Consider the following 21,385-nt stretch of genomic DNA (forward strand, 5'->3'; position numbering starts at 1 on the left):
GGATTCGACGCTACTCCCGCCTCAGCGGGGTTGCTGGCTGGCGCGCCGCGCGCGTGGCGCCCGGCGCGTTACGTGTTGATGAACTCCTGGAGCGCAGCCTCGTCGGCCAGTCCCCAGGCGGTGATCCGGTCGGAGATGACCTTCGCCAGATCGGCCTTGTCGAAGATGCCGGCCTCGGCCACCACGGCGACCTTGTCCTGATAGGCATCGATGTCCGCACCGATCACGTCCAGCTCGCGGGCCCTGGCCGCGATGGCCGCCACGGTCTCGTCGCGGTGGGTGCCCAGCAGGTGCGACACCAGGTTGGCGAAGAACTCCTCGTGCCGCTCCTCGTCGAGGACGATGCGGCCGACCAGAGACTTCAACACCGGCTCGGCGATCTGCGCTTCGAGGTTGCGGGTGAACACCGCGTGCGCACGCTCGAAGAACGTCATGAACACCAGCGTCTCGATCTGGCTGTAGCTGTCGGCGCGGTAGCCCTTCATCACGTGCTCGACGCGCACGTCCTCGTTGGCCGTCGGGTCGATCTCGCGGGTGACGACGAGGTAGTTGCGCAGCGCGACGGCGTGCAGGTGCTCCTCGGCGGTCCAGCGACCCAGGAAGCGGCCCCACTTGTCCTCGAGGATGAAGTGCTCGACGAGCTCGCGGTGGTATCCGGACAGGTTGTCCTTGGTGATCAGCAGGATCTCCAGGGCGTCCGTGATCGTCTTGGGCAGGGTCACCTGCGACGGATCCCAGTCCTGGCCACCGAGGAAGGCGAAGTTCTCGCCCTGGTCGAACGGCACGTAATCGTGCGCGTACCAGAGATCCTCGGTATCCAGGTGGCGACGCAGCTCGGCCTCGACAACGGGCTCAAGCTCCAAGGTCAGCGCATTAGCGACAGGTTTCTGTGCCATGCGGTAACTGTAACCCGGGTTTACAGGTTTCCGAAACTCAGGTCCCTGTGTGTCGCGGCACCCCAGCTCAGAGTGTGAGGCCCGGGTACAGCGGGTTGGCGTCGAGCAGCTCGGCCGAGGCCGCGCGCACCCGATCAGCGGTTCCGTCGGCCGACTTGTACTTGGCCTTCGAGGTCCCCTCGGCCTGCGTGTTGGACAGCACGTCGACGATCAGCTCGGCCACCCGGTCGAAGTCGTCGGCGCCGAATCCGCGGCTCGTCAGCGCCGGGGTGCCCAGCCGGATGCCGCTGGTGTACCAGGCGCCGTTGGGGTCGGCCGGGATCGCGTTGCGGTTGGTGACGACGCCCGCGTCCAGCAGAGCGGACTCGGCCTGGCGGCCGGTCAGACCGAACGAACGCACGTCGAGCAGCACCAGGTGGTTGTCGGTGCCACCGGTGACCAGGCCCGCATCCCGCTTGACGAAGCCGTCGGCCAGCGCCTGGGCGTTGTCGGCGACCTGCTGGGCGTAGGTCCGGAACGACGGCTGGCGCGCCTCGGCCAGCGCGACGGCCTTGGCCGCCATCACGTGGCTCAGCGGCCCGCCGAGCACCATCGGGCAACCCTTGTCCACGGCAGGCGCGAATTCCTCGGTGGCCAGCACCATGCCGCCGCGCGGTCCGCGCAGCGACTTGTGGGTGGTGGTCGTGGTGACGTGGGCGTGCGGCACCGGGTTCTCGTCACCGGTGAACACCTTGCCCGCGACCAGCCCGGCGAAGTGCGCCATGTCGACCATCAGGGTGGCGCCGACCTCGTCGGCGATCTCGCGCATCTTGGCGAAGTTCACCCGGCGCGGGTAGGCCGAGTAGCCCGCGACCAGCACCAACGGCTTGAACTCGCGAGCCGCCGCGGCCACCGCGTCGTAGTCCAGGAAACCCGTCTCGGGGTTGGTCCCGTAGCTGTGCTGGTGGAACATCTTGCCCGAGATGTTGGGCCGGAAGCCGTGGGTCAGGTGCCCGCCGGCATCCAGGGACATGCCGAGCAGGCGCTGATTGCCCAGCTTGTTGCGCAGGGTCTCCCAGTCCGCCTCGGACAGGTCGTTGACGTGCTTGGCGCCCAGTTCGGCCAGGCCCGGTGCCTCCACCTTGGTGGCCAGGATGGCCCAGTAGGCAACGAGATTGGCATCGATGCCGGAGTGCGGCTGGACGTAGGCGTAGGGGGCGCCGAACAGTTCACGCGCATGCTCGGCGGCCAGGGCCTCGACGGTGTCGACGTTCTGGCAGCCCGCGTAGAAGCGGTGCCCGACGGTGCCCTCGGCGTACTTGTCGGAGAACCAGGTGCCCATGGTGAGCAGCACCGCCGGGGAGGCGTAGTTCTCACTGGCGATCAACTTGAGCGAATCACGTTGATCGGCAAGCTCTTTGCGGGTGGCTGCCGCGACCCGGGGCTCGACGGATTCGATGACCTGCAACGCGGCCTGGTAGGCGGCGCTTGAGGTGTCGGCGTAATCAGCGCCGGAAGCCGCGGGCAAGGTGGATGACGAGTCTGCTGCCATGCCTTTTAGCCTAGTCGGGGCGGATGTCGCCGTTGATCGGGCCCGGGGCTGGATAGCCGGGATAACCGGGCTGGGGGTACGGCCGCTGGGGTTGCGACGCGACCGCGAGGCCCTTGGTCAGTTTCGAGAGCAGCACGAACCACGCGGCGGGCCCGACGAAAACGCAGCCCCACCAGAGCAGCAGGCTCACGGTTTCCGCCCACGGCCGCTCACCGAGCAGCTTCATCAGGATCGACGGGGTGGTGCCACTGTCGCCTCCGTCGGCGCCGAAGAAGCCGAAGCCGAACATCGCCGACCACACCACGATCTGCGCCCAGGCCTGCCCGGAGGTGAGTTCCGGCCCGGGTAGCCGACGCATCATCCTGGTGGTCGCCACCAGAGAGAGCACGAGCACAGGCGAACAGAGGATGACGAACACCATCATCCAGCCGAGCGGCACGAACAGGCCCCGCCCGACGGCCATCCAGAGCACCAGCAGAAGGTTGATCGGGGTGGCGATGGCGGGGATGTCTCGCCGCAGAGACGACATCGTCGGAGCCTAAGCCCGCGATGCCGACGGGATCAGCAGCAGATCACTTGGTGTGGTTCCAAGCGCCGCCGGCCTTTCCGTTGGCGAAACCGCCGCCCGGCCACCCCTTGCTCCAGTCATGACCGGCCCAGGCACCACCGGGCCACCCCTTGCTCCAGTCGTGGCCGGCCCTGGCGCCGCCGGGCCACGGGATCACGAGGCCAGGTGTTGGCGGATCCACCGTTTCGCCATTCAGAACGACGACGGGATCGGCATTGGCCACCGCCGTAGGACCGGCCAGCCCCATCGAGCCCGCCACCACGATCACGCCGGTCATCAACTTCACCCGGTTCGATTTCGTCCTCGTTGCAGCCATGTCGACTCCCTTGCTGCCACCCGGTTTTGTCGCCGTGATGTTCAGCAAATATTTTACGCTTCGCCGAAGGGGCCGATCAACCAGCTGGAGAGGTGCCTACCGGCGACGGGAAGTACCGCAAATCAAGGTCAGTATTTGCAGTTGCAACCGCCGTTTCCGGGAAGGCGTCGAATGCCAGGACAAGCGCCCGGCCGGCGGGAGCGCCGAATTCCAGAGCGCTCGTCAGCAAACGTTTCTCAGTCCCTGTGGTTCCAGGCGCCGCCGGCCCTGCCGTGGATGGCAGCGCCGCCGCCCTTGCCGTTGGCGAAACCGCCGCCGGGGTATCCCTTGCTCCAGTCGTGGCCGGCCCACGCGCCACCTGGCCACGGGCTGACCAGAGGTGGGATCTCGGAGCCGGAGATGGTGGGGACGCCGGAGATGCCAGAGATGGCGGACGTCACCGGATCGCTACCGACCTTGGTGAAGGGCGCCTTCTTGCCGCCAGGGCTGACCGGCGCCACCGGATCGCTGCCAACCTTCGTGACGGGTCCGGCGTTGGCCACCGCGCCAGAGCCGAGGATGCCGGCAAGTGCCATCGCACCCGCCACCACGACCACGCCGGCCGCGCGCTTGATCCTGTTCAGACTTTCCCTTGTTGCTGCCATGGTCATTTCCTTTGCCCGACCCGGCACTACCACCGAGCCCTACGGCAACAATGTTACTGACCAGTAACTAGGCCGTTCAACCACTTGAGACCGGCGTCATACGTGAGAGGCGACACAACATCGAACGCCGGCAGGCAAACGCGGGACGGCCATCACGGCGGCGTCGAAATCGGATCGATAACTTTGCTGCCGAGCCCCCGGAGGCCGATCGGCTCAGGAAGCCCGCAACGTCGAGGGAATCAGCGGCTCGTCGAGCAGCCGACCGAAGCGCTGGGCCAGCGTCACACCTTCGGGCCGGTCGTCCAACCACGCCCGCAGCAACCGGTAACCCTCGATGTAGGTGCTGGTGTAGGCCCGCCAAAGCGGCGAGGACAGGAACCGCAGCGACTGCCTGGCCCGGTCGTCGTCGACCAGCAGCCACCTCTTGAGGAACTCCGCCACCTCGTCGACGTCGCGATGCTCGTCGTGCAGCATCAGCGCCGCGTCCTGGCGCACGTCGGCCAGCCCGGCCACCGCCTCCGAGATCGCCTCGGCCCGCTCACCGTCGAACCGCAGCCCCAAGTCGGCGTAGATGTCGGCGGCCCATGCCCCCCAGCCCGGCCCGACGATGGCATGCAACGCCAGGTCGGCCAGGCCCTCGGCCATCAGGCACTGCGGGGTGTTGACGAGGAAGATCGTCTGTTCCAGTTCGCCGTCGCGAGCCACCAGGCCGGCCTCTTTGCGGCAGTGCTCGGTGTGATGGCCCGGGTAGGACTCATGGGCCACCAGCCGGGGCAGATTGGCCATCTGTTGTTTGAGGTCGGCGTTGACCGCAACGGTCGACTTGTAGTCGCCCAGGTAGTAGTTGAACCCCGACCATGGTTTGTCGGTGACCACCTCATAGGTGATGGTCTCGGTCTCGGGCAGCGGATACGCGGCGCGCACCTTGTCGCGCAGGGCCGAGGAGAACGCGTGGATGCACTCCTCCAGCCGGGCCGGCGGGATCTCGTCTCCGGTGCGGTGCGCCTGAATTCGCTCGGCCAACGGGCCGGTGCCGCCCAGTGCATCGTCGAGTTTGGCGTGGGCCTGGCGGTAGCGCTCGGGATCGCCCTTGCCGATCCGCACGTCGAAGTAGGCCTGCACCTCGTCGACGAAACCGACCTGCTCACCGGCGAATTTTCGGCCCGCACAGTTGAGCGCACGCAGGTGCGCGGCGATGTATTCGGCCCGGTCGTGGTCGAGGTCGTCGGGGATCCGGGTCAGTAACCGATCGGCCTGGCGGGCCAGCTCGGCCGGGTCGGGCGCGGGCTCGTTCTCGACCGCGCGCCGCAGCTGCGGGTCACCGGTGAAGGAGTCGACGTAGCCGTCCTCGACACGATCGAAGCGCAGTCCGAGCAGCAGGTACTCGCGGACGAAATCGGCTGAGTCCGTCCCCGAGCCGATTCCCAAGTCCATCCCGTTTCCCATGCCCACAACCGTAGATGTAAGACTGACCGAATGCCGCGGCCGAGCGAGCCGAGCCCCTATGTGGAGTTCGACCGAAGTCAATGGCGTGCACTGCGCATGTCGACACCGCTGAAACTCACCGAGGATGAGCTGCTGCGCCTGCGGGGTATGGGCGAAAAACTCGACATCCTCGAGGTCGAAGAGGTCTATCTGCCCCTGGCCCGGTTGATCCACCTTCAGGTGGCCGCCCGTCAGCGCCTGTTCGCCGCCACGGCGGAGTTCCTCGGTGAGCCGCAGCAGAATCCGGACCGGCCGGTGCCGTTTGTCATCGGCGTCGCGGGCAGTGTGGCGGTCGGGAAATCGACCACCGCCCGCGTGCTGCAGGCCCTGTTGGCCCGCTGGGGCCACCACCCCCGGGTCGACCTCGTCACCACCGACGGATTTCTCTACCCCAACAAGGAGCTCAACCGCCGGAACCTCATGCACCGCAAGGGGTTCCCGGAGAGCTACGACCGGCGCGGGTTGATGCGGTTCGTCACCGCGGTGAAATCGGGTGCCGACGAAGTCTGTGCGCCGGTGTACTCACACCTGCTCTACGACATCGTGCCGGGTGAGAAGCAGGTGGTGCGGCATCCGGACATCCTGATCCTGGAAGGGCTCAACGTCCTGCAGACCGGGCCTGCGCTGATGGTCTCGGATCTGTTCGACTTCTCGGTGTACGTCGATGCGCGCATCGAAGACATCGAGCAGTGGTACATCTCCCGGTTCCTGACGATGCGCTCGACGGCGTTCGCCGATCCGGCCTCGCACTTCCACCACTACTCGACGCTGACCGATGAGCAGGCGGTGTTCGCCGCGCGCGACATCTGGCATTCCATCAACCGGCCCAACCTGATCGAGAACATCCTGCCGACCCGGCCGCGGGCCACCCTGGTCCTGCGCAAGGACTCCGACCATTCGATCAACCGGCTGCGGCTGCGGAAGTTGTGATCAACGGTCCGCATCGGACATCGAAGCGCTCCCCCACCGTGTCCAGCGTGCGACGCAGGTGCTCCCGGTCGCGGTGGTGAGTCGCCAGGAACCGGCTGGTGGCCGACAACTGACGCGGCATCGGATACCAGCGGTTGAAGTCCAGGCCGCATTCACGGAACACCTTGACCGGCACCGCATCCGTGATGAGACTGAGGTTGTACTGAGCCAGGGTGAACATCGCGTACACCACTGCCTTTTTGGACTTCTGCACCAGGTCCTGAATATCGAGTTCGTAGAGCGGCACCGTGTTCAACTTGCCCAGAAACATCAGGTGAGTTGCGAAGTAGGCTGCGTACGAGGTCAGATGCATGGTGGCGGAACGCATTTGGAGCGACAGGACTGAACCGTCGCCGGATACATACGGCTCGTAGGGATATTCGCCCTTGCTGAGGTATCCGGTGCAGTTCACGATCCAGCTGCCCGGCGAGACGGTTTTCCTGGCCCCGCTGCGCAACACCAGATCGGCGGAGCCGTTGCTGTCGACAACGTCGACCAGGTGGTCCATCACCACGTCGTTCAGGCCCGCGGCGATGGCGGCGTTCTCGGCTTCGGACAGCACCCCGGCCAGGAAGTGGGCGGCCCGCGGTGTCGGGTAGGTGCCGTAGGTCGACTGATACCAGCCGGCGACCTCGTCCTCGTTGGTGCCGTCGAAGAGCCGGGTCATCTCGATGGCCATCTTGGTCAATGCGACCCCACCCCACCAGCGCCGGGCACCGACCGGGAAAAGCTGATCCCGGTTGGAGAAGAAGGTGCCCGAGCCGGCCACCATGTTCACCTCGCGCCCCGGACTTGACCCGATCAGTGCGTGTGCGGTGTCCATGGCGGTCTTACCGCTACCGATCACCCACACCGGGGTGTCGCTGTCGTGGATCTCCCCGGAGCGGACATCACACGAGTCCGGTGACACCGACCGCACCCGGTCGCTGGACAGCTCGAGCGCGTCGTTCGGCGTCACCCGAACTCCGTAGGCCTTGATCAACCGGTCGGCCCGGACGGTGTGCGGTTGCCCGTCGGCGTCGCGGCAGGTGACCCGCACACCACCCTCGTCCGGCTCGTCCTTCTCGAAACTCCAGCCGAACCGTTCCTCGACGCGCACCCGCTGTTCGATCTGCTGCAGGCAGTGCGCGAAGTGGTCGAGCACCTCCGGTTTGGTGGCCAGGTACGACGGTTCGCGGCCCAGCGTCCACTTGATGTCGCCGGCGGTGAACATCGGGTGGGGCTGGTGCAGCCGCACGTACGGGTACGTGTCCACCCACATGCCACCGACCCGCGGGCGACGGTCGATCAGGATGATCTTCTGGTCGGGTCTGAGATATCTGCTCGCCACGAACAGTGCGTTCATGCCGCACAGGCCGGCGCCGACAATACAGACATCGCAGCTGTCCGCAGCTGTTGTGGTCATCGCAGCCTCCAGTCACTCCCCCTGACTTCAGTCTGCGACCCTCGCTCGTGATGGTCGTGAGTAGTCGGCTACCCGAATCGGCGTCGCTCAGGCGCGTTCCCAGCCGCCCCACTCGTTGCCCACGAATCGATCGCCGTCGGCGATCGCGAAATGCTGCAGGAACACCTGGAGCGCCGGCTGCATGCGCTGGTGCAGTTCGGTCATCGCGGTGACCAGCTCGGGGGTCATCGGATCCTCCCCCTCGGGCTTCTTCGGCGGGATCAGCCCCAGGTGCAGCGCCATCTCCAGCTGGTAGAAGGTGAAGTCGCCGTACGGCCGCTTGGGATCGCAGCCGGGTACCTCCTCGCCGAAATAGGGATCGGACAGTTCCCAGCTCATGTTGGCCAGCAGGGTGCGGTGCTGATCGGTGAGGCCGAACGACCCGAACTCCGGCAGCTTCTCCACGAAGAACGAGTACTCATGGTCGACCGGCGGACGCTCGTAGGTGTATTCGCCTGCGGCACAGGTGCCGAACCCGGTGGCGATGCGCAGCAGATCGAGGTCGCCGGGTTCGGTCTCCCAGTCCGGCGGAAAACACGGCGCGCCCACCTCGGTTCCGTCCCACCCGACCCGTACCGCCCGCAACCGCTCGGTGTGCTCTGGTGTCCAGTGCAGTTCCACTCGACGATTATCGGCTACGCACGCAGATCGCCCAGAACCGCAACGGTTCTGGGCGATCGCAGGTCTATCAGGCCGGGATCCGCTTGACCCCGACGTACTGCAGTTCGGCCATCGCCAGCGTGTAGATGCCGGTGCCGATGACGAAGACCACGCCCGCGGTGGTCAGGGTCATGGTGAAGACTGCGGCCAGTGCGATCACCGTGCAGGCGGCGTTGGCGATCACGGTGCCGATGCCTGCGGGACGCACCCGCTCGATCCCGGCAAGGGCGAACACCGCGATGCCGTAGACGACCGAGAAGATGCCGACCCCGTACTCGACGGATTTCGGCAGACCGGTGAGATCGGCGAACCACCCGGCCGCGGCCAGCAGCGCGATCCCACTGATGCCGACGAGGACTGCGTCGAGCCGCATGGCCAGGCGCAGCAGCGAGTCCGCTGACTTCCTGGTGCCCGCGGCTCCGGTGGCGGTGATGGCGGTCATGATTCTCCTTCTCTCCGGTGTGTTTTCTTGTCGTGCATTCACTTCGTGCGATGGAGCACGGTGCGGGGATACTCGCCGTAACCTCTTCCGGCGGCACCCCGCACCGGCTCGGGAAGGAGTCACGCCAGACGGCGCACTCCGCGGTATTGCAGCCAGGCCAATACGACGGTGGCGCTGACGAATCCGAGCACCATCTCGACACCGGTCCCGGTCAACGGCAACCAGCCGGTCACGATGGCGACGACCGTCGCGACCGCGAAGGCCAGGTTGCCGGCGAGCACGACGATGCCCACCCGCCGGACGTGCGTGGCCGCGGCCAGGACGTACAGCAGGGCGCCGTAGCCGACCAGCGCGGCGCCGACGAACCACCCGGCGGTGGCGGACACGCCCGCGATGCGGGCCAGCTGATCGGCGGCCATGGCCACCAGCAGTCCGACGCCGGCGCACACGGTGGCATCGGCGCGCAGGGCGAACCGCAGCAGGGAATCTCCCAGGGCCGATCCGGCTGTCGGGTCGGCCAGTGGCTGGTGCAGGGTGGCGGTCATGTCTGGCTCCTCGGCGATGAGGGTGTCGATGGGTGGAACACCTCCGACCTTGCTCACGAGGTGCTGCCAGATCGACGCCAAACACTGCCAAGGACTGCCAAGCCCTGGTCAGGGCATTTTTCGGCGACGCGAACCTATCGGCCGGCCGAGCCGGCCACCGGCGCCAAGTCGCCGCGCAGGTCCGCGGCGATCACCCGCGCCGCAGCGTTCTGCCAGTTGTGCAGCGAGCGCTGCGGCACCTCGGTGACGAACCACTGCCAGGCCTGCCGGGCAACGGGATCGAGCCCGGCGGCGGTGGCGTTCTGCGCGTACGCGCGGACCCCGACGACGTAGGGGAAGTACAGCGAGTTGTAGTGGCGCCACTGCTCGGTGGTGCCGAAGTCACCGCTGTCGCGGGGCTTGAGCGCGGCGATACGGTCGGCCAGCAGCGCCTTGAGTTCGTTCGCGCGTTCCAGCGGCTGGTCCGGCGCCCCGCGCTCGGCCAGCCGGGCATCGATCGTCGGTAGCGCGGTCAAGGGGCTGGCCACCAGTTTGGACAGGTCGCCGTAGTGGCCGAGGGCGCGCCGGGTGAGCCGCGTGAAGGCGTCGTCGTCGATGCCGCCCAGGGGGTGATCCGATCGCAGCGGCAACGCGGCCTCGGTCTGGCGCAGTGCCTCACGGTCGGCCCGCAGGTCCGGGGACCGGGAAAAGGCCAACCGGTCGAACAACCCGGCCAGTGGATCGGCGAGCACTTCCACTGCGACCGCGACCGCCAGGCTGGTGAACAGCAGGATCGTCATGACGGTACGGCCGGTCCCGGCGTCGAGCACGGTCATGCCGATCAGGGCCTGCGCGGCGAACGGAACCGCGATCACCAGCGTGCCGATGATCGAGCGGCGCATGTCCGCGCGTAGCGCCTGGCCCTCGTCGAAGGCGTCCCAGATCGCGACGGCGACACCGAGCAGCGCGACGTCGAATCCGGTGGAGGCCAGCGCCAGCCAGCTGGGTACCAGCCCGAGCGGGATCACCAGGATGGCGTTGCCCAGTGCGAAGAACAGCGTCGCGACGATGATGAAGCCCACCACCGACCCGGGTTTGGCGCCGCCGACCACGGCCTTGATCATCGCCCCGAGCGAGGACAGCGAGATCACCGCGAACATCACCCAGTGACCGGTCCGCAGCGGACCGTCGACGCTGCCCGCCAGTCCCGCCCCGGCCAAAGCCAGAACGGCGACCGCGAAGATCGCGGCGATCTCACCCGCGCGGGACCGGAAGGTGTCGGCCGGCCGGGCGAGTTCGACCATGACCGCGAACCAGGCGATTCCCGGCACCGCCACCAGATAGATCTCGATGCGGCTGAGCACTTCCGAGCCGGTGACGAGCCGGACCGCGTCGAGCGCGACGACCACCGCGAAACTGGTCAGCCCGATCGCCGCGAGGACGAGGACGGGCTTACGCGGGTCGCGGGCGAGCAGGTAGAGACCCAGCCACCAGCTGAGCGTGAAGACCACTGCCGACAGCGCAGCCATAGGTTCAGTTTGGCACTACTTGCCGAATCTGCGATGCCGGGCCGTGTAATCGCGCAGTGCGCGCAGGAAGTCGACGCGGCGGAAGGCGGGCCAGTACGCCTCGGTGAACCACATCTCCGAATATGCGCTCTGCCACAACAGGAATCCGCTGAGCCGTTGCTCACCCGAGGTGCGGATGACGAGGTCCGGGTCGGGTTGGCCTGAGGTGTAGAGGTTCTCCGAGATCGCGTCGACGGTGACGGCTTCGACGAGTTGCTCGGCGGTGGCACCGTTGGCCAGTTCCTTCGACAACAGCGAGCGCACGGCGTCGACGATCTCCTGACGGCCGCCGTACGCGACGGCGACATTCACATGGAACTTGCCGCCCCTGCCGTTGGTCGATTCGACGGCCTCCCGCAGCCTGCGGGCCGGCTCCTCCCCCAACAACTCCAGGTCACCGACGGTGCGCACCGTCCAGGTGTTCGACGGGGCGCAGATCTCCTCGACCACGTCGGTGATGATCTCGAGCAGGGCCGACAGCTCTTCGGGATCGCGTTGCAGGTTCTCCGTCGACAGCAGGTAGACGGTCGTCATCTCGATGCCCGCGGCCTGACACCAGCGCAGCATCTCGGCGATCTTGGCGGCACCCATCCGGTAGCCGATGCTGACGTCGTCGTAACCCGCGTCACGCGCCCAGCGGCGGTTGCCGTCGCACAGCACCGCGATGTGGCGGGGCAGTTCTGATCTGGACTGCGCCAGTTCCTGACGCAACCGCATCTCGTAGAGCCGATAGGCCGGTTCTTTGAGCCGCGGGGGAATGATGTCCACGAGAGTCCAGACTACTGTGAGCGTCGGGGTACACCACGGTTCTCAATGGAGGTGACATGACTGCGCCGACGGGTAGCACCAAGCCCTACCGCTCAGCGGCCGCACTGAACCGGCCCGCGGAAGATCTGCCCGAGGCGGTCGCCGAGGGCGTCGCCCAGTTCCTGGGCAAGCCGCGCGCACGGGGCTGGATCCACGTGTATTCGGCGGTGATCGCATTCATCGCGGGTGCGGCCCTGGTGTCGGTGTCGTGGTCGCTGGAATCCACCCGGGCCGGACTGGCCACGCTGCTCTACACCTTCACGATTGTGGCGATGTTCACCGTCAGCGGCACCTATCACCGGGTGAACTGGAAATCCGCCAACGCCCGCAAGTGGATGAAGCGCCTCGACCACTCGATGATCTTCATCTTCATCGCCGGCAGCTACACCCCGTTCGCACTGCTGGCCCTGCCCGAATCCAAAGGCATGGTGCTGTTCTGGATCGTCTGGGGCGGGGCGATCGCGGGCGTGCTGCTCAAGATGTTCTGGCCGTCGGCACCACGCTGGCTCGGTGTCCCGCTCTACATCCTGCTGGGCTGGGTCGCGGCCTGGTTCATCGGACCGATCATGCACGGGGCCGGTGTGGCCGCGGTGGTGCTGTTGATCGTCGGCGGCGCGCTCTACAGCATCGGCGGCGTGCTCTACGCGCTCAAGTGGCCCAATCCCTGGCCGACGACGTTCGGTCATCACGAGTTCTTCCACGCCTGCACGGCGGTAGCGGCGATCTGCCACTACATCGCCATGTGGTTCGCCGTCTTCTGACACAAAAGCCCCGCATCGCCGAAGCGATGCGGGGCTCTCGCACGTATCTACAGCTGGGTGATGTCGGCCGCCGTCCAGTAGGCCTTCATCGCGGTGATCTTGCCCTCGGCGTCGAACGTCATCACCTCCATGGGTTCGATGCGCATGGCCCCGCCGACGACGATCGCGAACAGGAAGGCCGCCTCATGTCCGCCGGGGCGGAACTTGAGCAGCTCGGTGGTGATCTCGCCGCCGGCGGCGGTCAGGTTCTTGTAGAAGCCCTCGATCGCCTGGCGCCCGATGTGCACCTCCCCGCTGCCCACCGGATCCTCCAGCGTGGCGTCGTCGGCGTACAGCGCGGCGACCTCGGCCGCGGACCCACCGGCAACGGTGTCGAGATAGCGCTTGACGAAGGACTCCAGGGCGGCGGCATCGTGGCTCATGGCCGCGAGGCTACACGGCACCACTTCCGCCGTCCGGCGGTTCACCACCCAGCGAGACAGCAAGCTCTCCGACCGTCGTGACGGGCAGGTCGCACACCGTGCCGCGACAGACATAGGCGGCGTCGGCGCCGTCCACGCGATCGCGCCCGGTGAGCAGTTCCGAGGAGTCGACCTCACCGCCGACCACCAGCGCCCCACCCGGTGCCAGCCGGCGCGCGGCGGCCAACAGCGGCGACGACGGATCGCCCGCGACTGCGATCTGGATCGGGCCGCGGACCTGCGCCTCGGCGACCGCGAGCCAGTGTCCCCCGGACCGGGCCGCGCGCGCGAGGATCGGCGTGGCCGACGACAACGTCGCCTGCGCCGCATCCACATAGCGCGAAGACCCTGTCAGGTACCCCGCGACCTGCAGCGCCTCGGCGATCAGGGAGGCACCCGACGGCGTCGCACCGTCGATCGGATCGGCGGGACGCACCATGAGTTGCTCGGCGTCATCGGCGGTGTCGAACCAGCGCCCGGGCTGATCCGGGTCGGCAAAATGTTCGAGCGCCAGATCCACCAGGCGAACCGCCTCGGGCAAGCCGAATCCGGTGAGCTGGTACAGCGTCATCAATGCGGTGGCCAGCGCGGCATGATCCTCAAGGATCGCCGCGCTCTCCCCGACCCGGCCGCCCAGACTGGCGCGGCGCAGCCGGCCGTCCACCATGTGCAGATCCAGCAACCGGCGCGCGCATTCGAGTGCCGCGGAAAGGAATTCGGGCCGCTCGAGCGCGACCGAGGCTTCGGCCAGCGCGGTGATGGCCAGGCCGTTCCACGCGGTCACCACCTTGTCGTCGCGCGCGGGCTGGGCTCGCAGCGCGCGGGCCGCCGACAACGCCGCCCGCACCGATTCGAAGCGGGCTGCGTCGTCGGGATCGCGGTGCAGTTGCAGCACCGAGGCACCGTGCTCGAATGTGCCGGCTTTCGTCACCCCGAAAAGTGAAGCCGCCCAGGCTCCGTCGTCATCCCCCAGTACCGAGCGCAGTTCGGCCGGCGTCCACACGTAGGTAAGCCCTTCGCGCCCACCGGCATCGGCGTCCAGCGACGAGGTGAACATTCCGCCGGCACCCAGGTCCGACATGATGAATGCTGCGGTCTCCTCAGTCACCCTGCGCGCCAACGGATCCCCGGTACGACGCGCCAGATGTGCGTACGCCCGCAGCAGCAGCGCGTTGTCGTACAGCATCTTCTCGAAGTGCGGTACCACCCAGTGCGGGTCGACGCTGTAGCGGGCGAATCCACCGGCCAGCTGGTCGTAGATGCCGCCGCGAGCCATCGCCGAACACGTGCGCTCCACGGCCGCGCGCGCCGGGGCGGACCCGGTGCGTTCGTGGTGGCGCAGCAGCCCTTCCAACAACGCCGAGGGCGGGAACTTGGGTGCGCCGCCGAAGCCTCCGTACGTCTCGTCCTCGTCGTGCAGCACCGCGGCCACCGCGTGGTCGCACAGTTCCGGTCCCACCGGCGCCCCGCCGCCGGGCAGCCCCGCCGACATCGAACGCAGCTCGGTGGCGATCTGGTCCGAGGCCCGCTCGACCTCGTCACGCCGGTCCCGCCAGGTTTCGGCGACCGCGTCCAACAGTTGCAGGAACCCCAGCTTCGGGTAGTACGTGCCGCAGAAGAAGGGCCGGCCGTCGGGGGTCAGGAAACACGTCATCGGCCAGCCGCCCTGCCCGGTCAACGCGACGGTGGCATTCATGTACACCGCATCCAGGTCTGGCCGCTCCTCGCGGTCGACCTTGATGCAGACGAATCCGTCGTTGAGCACAGCCGCCACGTCGGCGTCTTCGAACGACTCGTGCGCCATCACATGGCACCAGTGACATGCCGCGTAGCCGATGGACAGCAGGATGGGGACGTCCCGCGAGGCGGCTTCAGCGAGCGCCTCGGGCGTCCATTCTCGCCAGTGCACCGGATTGTCGGCGTGCTGGCGGAGGTACGGGCTGGTGGACCCGCCGAGCGTGTTACCCGCTACCGGGCTCACGTGGCTGACCTTGATGGCCATCGGCGCGATCGGGGTCCCCCTCGACGGTGCATTCATCGGCCGCCTGATCGGGCTCCGGGTGTTCCCGGTCGAAGGACTCGGGCAGCTTGCGCAGGTGCCGGTTCATCGACCAGACCAGCGCGAAGGTTCCGATCAGCAGCGCCACCGTGATGAGCAGCCCGAGCGGGGTCGCCTTACCGAACTCCGGCCCCGTGTTTCGCGGTTCCTCTGCGAGCAGTGTGACCACTGCGGTCAAAGTGTCGATCATTTCTCAATCCCGGTGAACAGATCGTCTTCCGGCAGGTTCACCGGCACACGCGACCGCGCCAACTCGAACTCCTCCGTCGGCCAGAGCCGCTGCTGCCACTCGATGGGCGCATGGAAGAAATCGCCTTTCGGGTCGATCTGGGTCGCATGTGCGCGCAGCGCATCGTCACGCTGGCTGAAGTACTCCGAGCATTCAACACGGGTGGTGACCCGCTTGGCGAATATGTCGTGATCGGGGTCCCAGTGCTCAAGCCATTTGCCGAACGGACCCGTCCGGCCGTTCTTGGCGAACTCGTCCTGCAGCAGCTGCATCCGCTGACGCAGGAAGCCGTGGTTGTAGTAGAGCTTCGACACGCTCCACGGCGCCCCGGCCTCGGGGTACAGCCGGTGGTCGGCGGCCGCCTCGTAGGCCGCCACCGATACCTCGTGGCAGCGGATGTGATCGGGGTGCGGGTAGCCGCCGTTCTCGTCGTAGGTGGTCAGCACGTGCGGCTGGAACTCCCGGATGACCTGGACCAGGCGGCGGACCGGCTCGGCGAGCGGCACACACGCGAAGCAGCCGTCGGGCAGCGGGGGCAGCGGGTCGCCCTCGGGCAGACCCGAGTCGACGAATCCCAGCCAGTGATGTTCGACGCCGAGGATCTCGGCCGCCTTGGCCATCTCGTCGCGGCGCACCTCGGTGATCCGGCCGTGGACCTCGGGGAGGTCCATCGCCGGATTGAGAATGTCGCCGCGCTCACCACCGGTGAGCGTCACGACCATGACGCGCACACCTTCAGCCGCATAGCGCGCGGTGGTTGCCGCCCCCTTGCTGGACTCGTCGTCCGGGTGGGCATGCACCGCCATCAACCGCAGTTCACTCATTTCGCTTTCATCTAACTACGGCGTCCTCTTACCTAATCCCTGTACCCAAGTCCTCGGCCCGCTCCCTGGGCTTCGGTCACGTATTTGCCTGGCCCTATAGTTCCAGTTCTGATGATCGAACGCCCCGCCGCCCGCTACGGATCCCGCCAAATGTCCCGCCGGACCCGGCGATGGATCACGTTCGCGCTGGTCGGACTGGTGGTGGTGGCGGGTGTGATCCTCGCGATCGTGGCCTTCCAGCGGTTGGGCACCGGCGAGGTGAAAGGCGAGCTCTCAGCTTATGAACTGGTCGACAACCAGACCGTGTCGGTGACGATCGGGGTGACCCGCCCCGACCCGTCGAAGCCGGTGGTGTGCATCGTCCGGGCCCGCTCCATCGACGGCAGCGAGACCGGCCGGCGGGAAGTCCTGGTCGGTCCGTCCGATCAGACGGTGGTTCAGGTGACGACGGAAGTGAAATCCAGCCGACCCCCCGTGATCGGCGATGTCTACGGTTGCGGTACGGATGTGCCGTCCTACCTGGTAGCGCCCTGATTTTGACGTCCGCAACCCTGCTCGGACAGCGATTAAATGAAGATTCGTTGGCCGCTCGGTGGTACGATTGTGCGATACACGGTTCCTAGCTGGGGCCGTGTATTGCTGCATTAGCACTCAGTTCGGTGCTGACGCCCGCGGCAATACACGCAGCCTGTCCCCGGCCGGAAACAACTGACTTCGTACGCGAGGAAGGCGCAAGAGCGCCGCAAGAGCAAGACAGACAGGAGCGCGAGAACATGACCGACACACAGGTCACCTGGCTCACTCAGGAAGCATTCGACCGGTTGAAGGCGGAGCTGGATCAGCTGATCGCCAACCGGCCGGTGATCGCCGCCGAGATCAACGACCGTCGCGAAGAGGGCGACCTGCGCGAGAACGGTGGCTACCACGCCGCCCGCGAGGAGCAGGGCCAGCAGGAGGCCCGCATCCGCCAGCTGCAGGAGCTGCTCAACAACGCCAAGGTCGGCGAGGCACCCAAGCAGTCCGGCGTCGCGCTGCCCGGTTCGGTCGTCAAGGTCTACTACGACGACGACAAGAGCGACACCGAGACGTTCCTGATCGCCACCCGCCAGGAGGGCATCAGCGACGGCAAGCTCGAGGTGTACTCCCCCAACTCACCGCTGGGCAGTGCACTGATCGACGCCAAGGTCGGCGAGTCGCGCACCTACACCGTGCCCAACGGCAACACCGTCACGGTCACCCTGGTCAGCGCCGAGCCCTACCACGCCTGACGGGACGGCCCGGGTCGAAGCACTACAGTCGGGGAAATGGCGCAAATCGCCGAAGACCTGTTCTTGCTGTTGCTGGACAACGCAGCCGCGCAGCCCGGGCTCGACCGTCACCGCAGGGAGAAACTCCTCAGCGCCGCAGTATTGCTGGATCTGGCGTACGCGTGCCGGATCCGTCCTGCCATGGCCGGCGAACCGATCGAGGCCGGTCGGCTGATCGCGCTCGCCGGCGATTGGCCCGTCGATCCGGTCGGCGACCCGGCGTTCGAACTACTCCAACGCCGGCCGCTTGCGGCCGATACCGCGCTGGCCAAGCTGAGCAGGCACACCCAGCCCACCCTGGAACTGCATCTCGAGCGCCTCGGGCAGATCCGCCGAGTCCGCATGCCCGGCAAGGGCTTTCCGGGCAGGACGGTCTACTGCTGGCCGCTGACCAACCGGGATCGGGTCAGCCAGACCCGTGCCGCCCTGCTGGCCGCGTTGTTCGACGGCGACAACCCGGTGCCTGCGATCGCCGCGATCATCTGCCTGCTGCACGCGGTGGACGGCCTTGGCGCCGTCCTGAGCCTCAACGACCGCGGCTGGCGCTGGGTGCATGCCCGGTCGACCGAAATCGCCACGGGCATTTGGGTGGACGAGACCGCGTCGTCACTACCGGAGATGAATCTGGCAGTGACGACGTCGGCGTTGCGTCCGGCCCTGATGGCCTAGCCGCCACGGGCCCTAGGACAGGGCCTGCTCCAGATCGGCCAGCAGATCGGCGGCATGCTCGATGCCCACCGACAGTCGCACCAGATTGTCGGGCACCTCGAGCTGTGAACCCGCGGTCGACGCGTGGGTCATGGCGCCGGGGTACTCGATCAACGACTCCACTCCGCCGAGCGACTCGGCGAGAATGAAAAGCTCTGTACGCGAGCACAGTTCACGTGCGGCACGAGGTCCACCGCGCAGCTGCAGGCTCACCATGCCGCCGAAACCGGACATCTGACGGGCCGCCACATCGTGGTTGGGGTGGCTGACCAGCCCGGGATAGAGCACGGTCTCCACCGCTGGGTGCCCGTCGAGGAATTCGGCGATCAGCGCGGCGTTTTCGCTGTGCTGACGCATCCGCAGCACCAGCGTCTTGAGTCCACGCATGGTCAGGTACGCATCGAACGGCCCCGGCACCGCGCCGGCACCGTTCTGCAGGAACGCGAATGCCGCGTCGAGTTCCTCGTCGTTCGTCAGCAGCGCGCCGCCCACCACATCGGAGTGTCCACCGATGTACTTGGTGGTCGAGTGCAACACGATGTCGGCGCCCAGCAGCAGCGGCTGCTGCAGCGCCGGGGAGGCAAAAGTGTTGTCCACCAACACCTTGACGCCCGAGGACGAGGCGATCTGCACGATCGCGGGGATGTCGGCGACGCTCAGCAGCGGGTTGGTAGGTGTCTCCACCCAGATCAGCCGGGTGCGCGGGGTCAGCGCCGACCGCACCGCGTCCAGATCGCTCAGCGGGACGGGGGTGGTGGGTGACGCCCCACTGCGAGAACACCTTGTCGATGAGCCGGAACGTGCCGCCGTAGGCGTCGTCGGGGATCACCACATGGTCGCCGGGCCGCAACACCGCGCGCAGCACACAGTCGGTGGCGGCCATACCCGAGCTGAACGCGCGCCCGTAGGCGGCTTCCTCGACCGCGGCCAATGCCGCTTCCAGGGCCTGTCGCGTCGGGTTGCCGGTGCGGGCGTACTCGAATCCGCCACGCAGTCCGCCGACGCCGTCCTGGGCGAAGGTCGAACTCGCGTAGATCGGGGTGTTGACGGCTCCGGTGCCCGGGTCGGGTCGGTAACCGGCGTGGATGGCTTTTGTGGCCAGACCGTGCCACCTGCGCTGTTCACTCATAACGGGTCGAGCCTATCGGGGTGGGCGCGAGCGCGCCCGGCCCACCACCGCCTCCGACGGTTCAGCTACGCAGCTTCCTGCCGTACTGGTCGGGAATCGAGCGGGTGAACATCATCACCGAGTCCACCAGGGCCCAGATTCCGACGCCGAGACAGATGAAGATTCCGACGATCAGCCACGACGTGACGATGCCGAGAATGGTCAAACCCAACTGGATCGCACCGATGTTGGTGGAACCGATGTAGAAGCGTCCGACGCCCAAACCGCCCAGAAAGAACTGCAGGAGGCCGGCGGTGATGGCCGATTTGTCGGACAGCGGCTCACCGGTGAGCGGGTCACGACCGTAGGGCGCCGACGGGTCGACGGGATAGGCACCGTAAGGCTGCGGCTGCCCCGGGTACCCGGGCGGCGGGCCCTGCGGCGAATATCCGGCCGGCGGCCCCTGGGGCGCGTACCCGCCGTACGGCGGAACCCCTTGCGGCGGCATGCCTTGCGGAGGAACACCCTGCGGCGGCATGCCCTGCGGAGGCACCCCCTGGGGAGGCATGCCCTGCGGAGGCATCCCGTACATATCTCCGGGCGGATTTGGCATAGACATTGGGGCCACGACTTTCTCGAATGCACCGAGCGGATGGGATCGGCAGGCTTGCTCACATGATGTCACGACCACAACGCCCACGGCGCAGGCATTTCTGCCCTGTGCGCCGTGGGCGTCGAGTTCGGTTCTGCTACTGCGACAGCGCTGCCACCGGGCCGCCGCTGAGCCGACGCCAGGCGTACACCTGGATCAGGAGGATCAGCGGGATCGCCACGATCAGGCCGAGCCCGCACGGGATCGCGCCGACGATCGCGATGGCGAGCATCACGAGCACCGTGAGCAGCACCGTGCCGAAGTTGGGCTTCACGAGTTCGAAGCTTGCCTTGACCGCGTCGACTGCCTTGAGGTTGCGGTCCACTGCGGCCACCGTCGTGAACAGGAACAGCACACCGATGGCCACATCGGCGATGAAGGACAGCGGCATGGTCAGGAACCAGAGCCCGGGCATGAACATCGTCGGGAGCTGCAACACGAAGTTGACCGCGAACGTGATCGCACCGACGATCACCGTCGCAAGGATCACGTTGGTGACATTGCGCGGCTTGAAGAACGATCCGATCGACACGGGCTGCCCGTTGGCGATGTCGAGCAGACCCGCGGTGTAGGCCGCGGCGATCCACCCGGTGAGGATCAGCATCACGATCCCGCCGATGAACATCACGATGGCACCCGCCACCGAGAGGTTGTTCGACGAGGCCGCGAAACTGAAGCCGTCTTCATAGCTCTCGTAGCTGCTGGTGGACTCGGGCGACACCGCGGCTGCGATCAGCGTGATGACAACCCAGACGGCAGTTGACGCCGCCCCGAACACCAGACCCGGGACGATCAGCTCGACCGGATGCTTGAGGAACTTGTTCCAGGCCCAAGAGAACGCGTCACCGATGTTGTAGGGCGCGACGCCGAAGCCGGGGCCACCGGCGGGCGGGTAGCCCGGGGCCTGATATCCGGGCGGCGGATAGCCGCCGGGGGCCTGATATGCGCCGGGCGGGGGATAGCCACCGGGCGGTGGGTAGCCGCCACCCTGCGGCGGGGGCGGAGGCGGGTAACCGCCCTGTCCCGGGGGCGGCGGGTAACCACCGGGAGGAGGCGGCGGCGGGTAGCCACCACCGGGAGGAGGCGGCGGCGGGTAGCCACCTTGCTGAGGCGGAGGCGGAGGCGGATATCCACCCTCTGGCGGCGGCGGGTAATTCCCGGGCGGGGGCGGTTGATCGGTCACGTCGAAAGCTCTCCTCATCTGCCGATAGCGCTCCGCGTACGGACGCTACTTTCTGCCAGCACCTAGATGTACAGACTGCTCCACAGGCAGATTACGCACCGTCAACCCCGTTTGACAGGTCAACACGAGCGCATTCGCCGGGCACAGCGGGACGGCCGTCGCCATGGGCGGTGGTGGCTACTGAGTTTGCCAGCCCTAGGCCAGCTCACCCTAGCTGAGAAGTAGCTGGAGACAAGGTA

The 21,385-nt window shown here is 67.1% G+C and carries 23 protein-coding genes and 1 pseudogene; 5 read left to right on the forward strand and 19 right to left on the reverse strand.

Annotated features, from left to right (window positions below):
* Positions 1-68 precede the first annotated feature (68 nt).
* The 6 genes from TX88_RS21495 to TX88_RS21520 form a co-directional block, all read right to left on the reverse strand.
* The gene (locus tag TX88_RS21495; RefSeq protein ID WP_044519941.1) at positions 69-896 is read right to left on the reverse strand and encodes an acyl-ACP desaturase; all 828 of its coding nucleotides are present in this window, start codon (positions 894-896) and stop codon (positions 69-71) included.
* Between the two features lie 67 nt (positions 897-963).
* A complete protein-coding gene (locus TX88_RS21500; RefSeq protein WP_044519942.1) occupies positions 964-2,427 on the reverse strand; it encodes a glycine hydroxymethyltransferase in 1,464 nt (487 codons plus the stop codon).
* 10 nt (positions 2,428-2,437) lie between these two features.
* The gene (locus TX88_RS21505) at positions 2,438-2,956 is read right to left on the reverse strand and encodes a hypothetical protein (RefSeq protein ID WP_044519943.1); all 519 of its coding nucleotides are present in this window, start codon (positions 2,954-2,956) and stop codon (positions 2,438-2,440) included.
* A 43-nt stretch (positions 2,957-2,999) separates the two neighbouring features.
* Positions 3,000-3,311 carry a hypothetical protein gene (locus TX88_RS21510; protein WP_162563188.1) on the reverse strand — a complete coding sequence of 104 codons (312 nt, stop codon included), beginning with the start codon at positions 3,309-3,311 and terminating at the stop codon, positions 3,000-3,002.
* 236 nt (positions 3,312-3,547) lie between these two features.
* Positions 3,548-3,955 carry a hypothetical protein gene (locus tag TX88_RS21515; protein ID WP_162563193.1) on the reverse strand — a complete coding sequence of 136 codons (408 nt, stop codon included), beginning with the start codon at positions 3,953-3,955 and terminating at the stop codon, positions 3,548-3,550.
* 213 nt (positions 3,956-4,168) lie between these two features.
* Complete coding sequence (locus tag TX88_RS21520; RefSeq protein ID WP_044519946.1) at positions 4,169-5,401, reverse strand: hypothetical protein; 1,233 nt, start codon at positions 5,399-5,401, stop codon at positions 4,169-4,171.
* A 30-nt stretch (positions 5,402-5,431) separates the two neighbouring features.
* Between TX88_RS21520 and coaA the strand changes: the two genes are divergently transcribed.
* On the forward strand, positions 5,432-6,370 hold the full coding sequence (gene coaA, locus TX88_RS21525; protein WP_003884290.1) for a type I pantothenate kinase: 939 nt from the start codon (positions 5,432-5,434) through the stop codon (positions 6,368-6,370).
* Here the strand turns inward: coaA and TX88_RS21530 are convergent.
* From TX88_RS21530 to TX88_RS21555, 6 genes are all read right to left on the reverse strand, one after another.
* Positions 6,342-7,814 (reverse strand): FAD-dependent oxidoreductase, encoded by a 1,473-nt coding sequence (locus TX88_RS21530; RefSeq protein ID WP_044519947.1) that lies wholly within the window; start codon positions 7,812-7,814, stop codon positions 6,342-6,344. The genes coaA and TX88_RS21530 overlap by 29 nt on opposite strands.
* Positions 7,815-7,901: 87 nt before the next feature.
* Positions 7,902-8,474, reverse strand: a complete 573-nt coding sequence (locus TX88_RS21535; protein WP_044519948.1) for a hypothetical protein — start codon at positions 8,472-8,474, stop codon at positions 7,902-7,904.
* A gap of 67 nt (positions 8,475-8,541) precedes the next feature.
* The gene (locus TX88_RS21540) at positions 8,542-8,955 is read right to left on the reverse strand and encodes a hypothetical protein (protein ID WP_044519949.1); all 414 of its coding nucleotides are present in this window, start codon (positions 8,953-8,955) and stop codon (positions 8,542-8,544) included.
* 119 nt (positions 8,956-9,074) lie between these two features.
* Positions 9,075-9,500 carry a hypothetical protein gene (locus TX88_RS21545; RefSeq protein ID WP_044521568.1) on the reverse strand — a complete coding sequence of 142 codons (426 nt, stop codon included), beginning with the start codon at positions 9,498-9,500 and terminating at the stop codon, positions 9,075-9,077.
* A gap of 134 nt (positions 9,501-9,634) precedes the next feature.
* Positions 9,635-11,008 (reverse strand): hypothetical protein, encoded by a 1,374-nt coding sequence (locus TX88_RS21550; RefSeq protein WP_044519950.1) that lies wholly within the window; start codon positions 11,006-11,008, stop codon positions 9,635-9,637.
* 15 nt (positions 11,009-11,023) lie between these two features.
* Positions 11,024-11,815: a (2Z,6E)-farnesyl diphosphate synthase gene (locus TX88_RS21555; protein WP_044519951.1), complete on the reverse strand. Its 792-nt coding sequence runs from the start codon at positions 11,813-11,815 to the stop codon at positions 11,024-11,026.
* Between the two features lie 56 nt (positions 11,816-11,871).
* Between TX88_RS21555 and trhA the strand changes: the two genes are divergently transcribed.
* Positions 11,872-12,615, forward strand: coding sequence for a PAQR family membrane homeostasis protein TrhA (trhA, locus tag TX88_RS21560; protein WP_044519952.1), 744 nt, complete (start codon positions 11,872-11,874; stop codon positions 12,613-12,615).
* Between the two features lie 47 nt (positions 12,616-12,662).
* On the opposite strand, the gene TX88_RS21565 is transcribed toward trhA, so the two are convergent.
* From TX88_RS21565 to mca, 4 genes are read right to left on the reverse strand one after another with little or no spacing between them, the layout of a single operon-like run.
* Positions 12,663-13,037 carry a nuclear transport factor 2 family protein gene (locus TX88_RS21565; RefSeq protein WP_044521572.1) on the reverse strand — a complete coding sequence of 125 codons (375 nt, stop codon included), beginning with the start codon at positions 13,035-13,037 and terminating at the stop codon, positions 12,663-12,665.
* 10 nt (positions 13,038-13,047) lie between these two features.
* Positions 13,048-15,057 carry a thioredoxin domain-containing protein gene (locus tag TX88_RS21570; protein WP_167333304.1) on the reverse strand — a complete coding sequence of 670 codons (2,010 nt, stop codon included), beginning with the start codon at positions 15,055-15,057 and terminating at the stop codon, positions 13,048-13,050.
* The gene (locus tag TX88_RS21575; RefSeq protein WP_044519954.1) at positions 15,038-15,325 is read right to left on the reverse strand and encodes a hypothetical protein; all 288 of its coding nucleotides are present in this window, start codon (positions 15,323-15,325) and stop codon (positions 15,038-15,040) included. The genes TX88_RS21570 and TX88_RS21575 overlap by 20 nt, the downstream gene beginning before the upstream one ends.
* A complete protein-coding gene (mca, locus tag TX88_RS21580; RefSeq protein WP_044519955.1) occupies positions 15,322-16,188 on the reverse strand; it encodes a mycothiol conjugate amidase Mca in 867 nt (288 codons plus the stop codon). The genes TX88_RS21575 and mca overlap by 4 nt, the downstream gene beginning before the upstream one ends.
* 111 nt (positions 16,189-16,299) lie before the next feature.
* Here mca and TX88_RS21585 point away from each other — a divergent pair, with 111 nt between their 5' ends.
* The 3 genes from TX88_RS21585 (at position 16,300) to TX88_RS21595 (ending at position 18,164) form a co-directional block, all read left to right on the forward strand.
* Positions 16,300-16,722, forward strand: coding sequence for a DUF4307 domain-containing protein (locus TX88_RS21585; protein ID WP_044519956.1), 423 nt, complete (start codon positions 16,300-16,302; stop codon positions 16,720-16,722).
* 239 nt (positions 16,723-16,961) lie between these two features.
* A complete protein-coding gene (gene greA, locus TX88_RS21590; RefSeq protein ID WP_044519957.1) occupies positions 16,962-17,456 on the forward strand; it encodes a transcription elongation factor GreA in 495 nt (164 codons plus the stop codon).
* Between the two features lie 36 nt (positions 17,457-17,492).
* Entirely contained in the window at positions 17,493-18,164 is a 672-nt protein-coding gene (locus TX88_RS21595) for a GOLPH3/VPS74 family protein (protein WP_044519958.1), read from the forward strand.
* A gap of 12 nt (positions 18,165-18,176) precedes the next feature.
* On the opposite strand, the pseudogene TX88_RS21600 reads toward TX88_RS21595, so the two are convergent.
* The 3 genes and pseudogenes from TX88_RS21600 to TX88_RS21610 all read right to left on the reverse strand — a co-directional run bounded on the left by TX88_RS21600 (position 18,177) and on the right by TX88_RS21610 (position 21,146).
* A pseudogene (locus tag TX88_RS21600) lies at positions 18,177-19,332 on the reverse strand (cystathionine gamma-synthase).
* Between the two features lie 61 nt (positions 19,333-19,393).
* Positions 19,394-19,930 carry a TM2 domain-containing protein gene (locus TX88_RS21605; protein ID WP_044519959.1) on the reverse strand — a complete coding sequence of 179 codons (537 nt, stop codon included), beginning with the start codon at positions 19,928-19,930 and terminating at the stop codon, positions 19,394-19,396.
* 130 nt (positions 19,931-20,060) lie between these two features.
* Positions 20,061-21,146, reverse strand: a complete 1,086-nt coding sequence (locus TX88_RS21610) for a DUF2189 domain-containing protein (protein WP_044519960.1) — start codon at positions 21,144-21,146, stop codon at positions 20,061-20,063.
* Positions 21,147-21,385 lie beyond the last annotated feature (239 nt).

The sequence above is a fragment of the Mycolicibacterium septicum DSM 44393 genome (assembly GCF_000455325.1).
Lineage (GTDB): Bacteria > Actinomycetota > Actinomycetes > Mycobacteriales > Mycobacteriaceae > Mycobacterium > Mycobacterium septicum.

Bases quoted from the DNA above. Each gene is read 5' to 3' on its own strand.
- TX88_RS21495 (WP_044519941.1), bottom strand. From the start codon at position 896: ATGGCACAGAAACCTGTCGCTAATGCGCTGACCTTGGAGCTTGAGCCC.
- TX88_RS21500 (WP_044519942.1), bottom strand. From the start codon at position 2,427: ATGGCAGCAGACTCGTCATCCACCTTGCCCGCGGCTTCCGGCGCTGAT.
- TX88_RS21505 (WP_044519943.1), bottom strand. From the start codon at position 2,956: ATGTCGTCTCTGCGGCGAGACATCCCCGCCATCGCCACCCCGATCAAC.
- TX88_RS21510 (WP_162563188.1), bottom strand. From the start codon at position 3,311: ATGGCTGCAACGAGGACGAAATCGAACCGGGTGAAGTTGATGACCGGC.
- TX88_RS21515 (WP_162563193.1), bottom strand. From the start codon at position 3,955: ATGGCAGCAACAAGGGAAAGTCTGAACAGGATCAAGCGCGCGGCCGGC.
- TX88_RS21520 (WP_044519946.1), bottom strand. From the start codon at position 5,401: ATGGGAAACGGGATGGACTTGGGAATCGGCTCGGGGACGGACTCAGCC.
- coaA (WP_003884290.1), top strand. From the start codon at position 5,432: ATGCCGCGGCCGAGCGAGCCGAGCCCCTATGTGGAGTTCGACCGAAGT.
- TX88_RS21530 (WP_044519947.1), bottom strand. From the start codon at position 7,814: ATGACCACAACAGCTGCGGACAGCTGCGATGTCTGTATTGTCGGCGCC.
- TX88_RS21540 (WP_044519949.1), bottom strand. From the start codon at position 8,955: ATGACCGCCATCACCGCCACCGGAGCCGCGGGCACCAGGAAGTCAGCG.
- TX88_RS21545 (WP_044521568.1), bottom strand. From the start codon at position 9,500: ATGACCGCCACCCTGCACCAGCCACTGGCCGACCCGACAGCCGGATCG.
- TX88_RS21550 (WP_044519950.1), bottom strand. From the start codon at position 11,008: ATGGCTGCGCTGTCGGCAGTGGTCTTCACGCTCAGCTGGTGGCTGGGT.
- trhA (WP_044519952.1), top strand. From the start codon at position 11,872: ATGACTGCGCCGACGGGTAGCACCAAGCCCTACCGCTCAGCGGCCGCA.
- TX88_RS21565 (WP_044521572.1), bottom strand. From the start codon at position 13,037: ATGAGCCACGATGCCGCCGCCCTGGAGTCCTTCGTCAAGCGCTATCTC.
- TX88_RS21575 (WP_044519954.1), bottom strand. From the start codon at position 15,325: ATGATCGACACTTTGACCGCAGTGGTCACACTGCTCGCAGAGGAACCG.
- mca (WP_044519955.1), bottom strand. From the start codon at position 16,188: ATGAGTGAACTGCGGTTGATGGCGGTGCATGCCCACCCGGACGACGAG.
- TX88_RS21585 (WP_044519956.1), top strand. From the start codon at position 16,300: ATGATCGAACGCCCCGCCGCCCGCTACGGATCCCGCCAAATGTCCCGC.
- greA (WP_044519957.1), top strand. From the start codon at position 16,962: ATGACCGACACACAGGTCACCTGGCTCACTCAGGAAGCATTCGACCGG.
- TX88_RS21595 (WP_044519958.1), top strand. From the start codon at position 17,493: ATGGCGCAAATCGCCGAAGACCTGTTCTTGCTGTTGCTGGACAACGCA.
- TX88_RS21605 (WP_044519959.1), bottom strand. From the start codon at position 19,930: ATGTCTATGCCAAATCCGCCCGGAGATATGTACGGGATGCCTCCGCAG.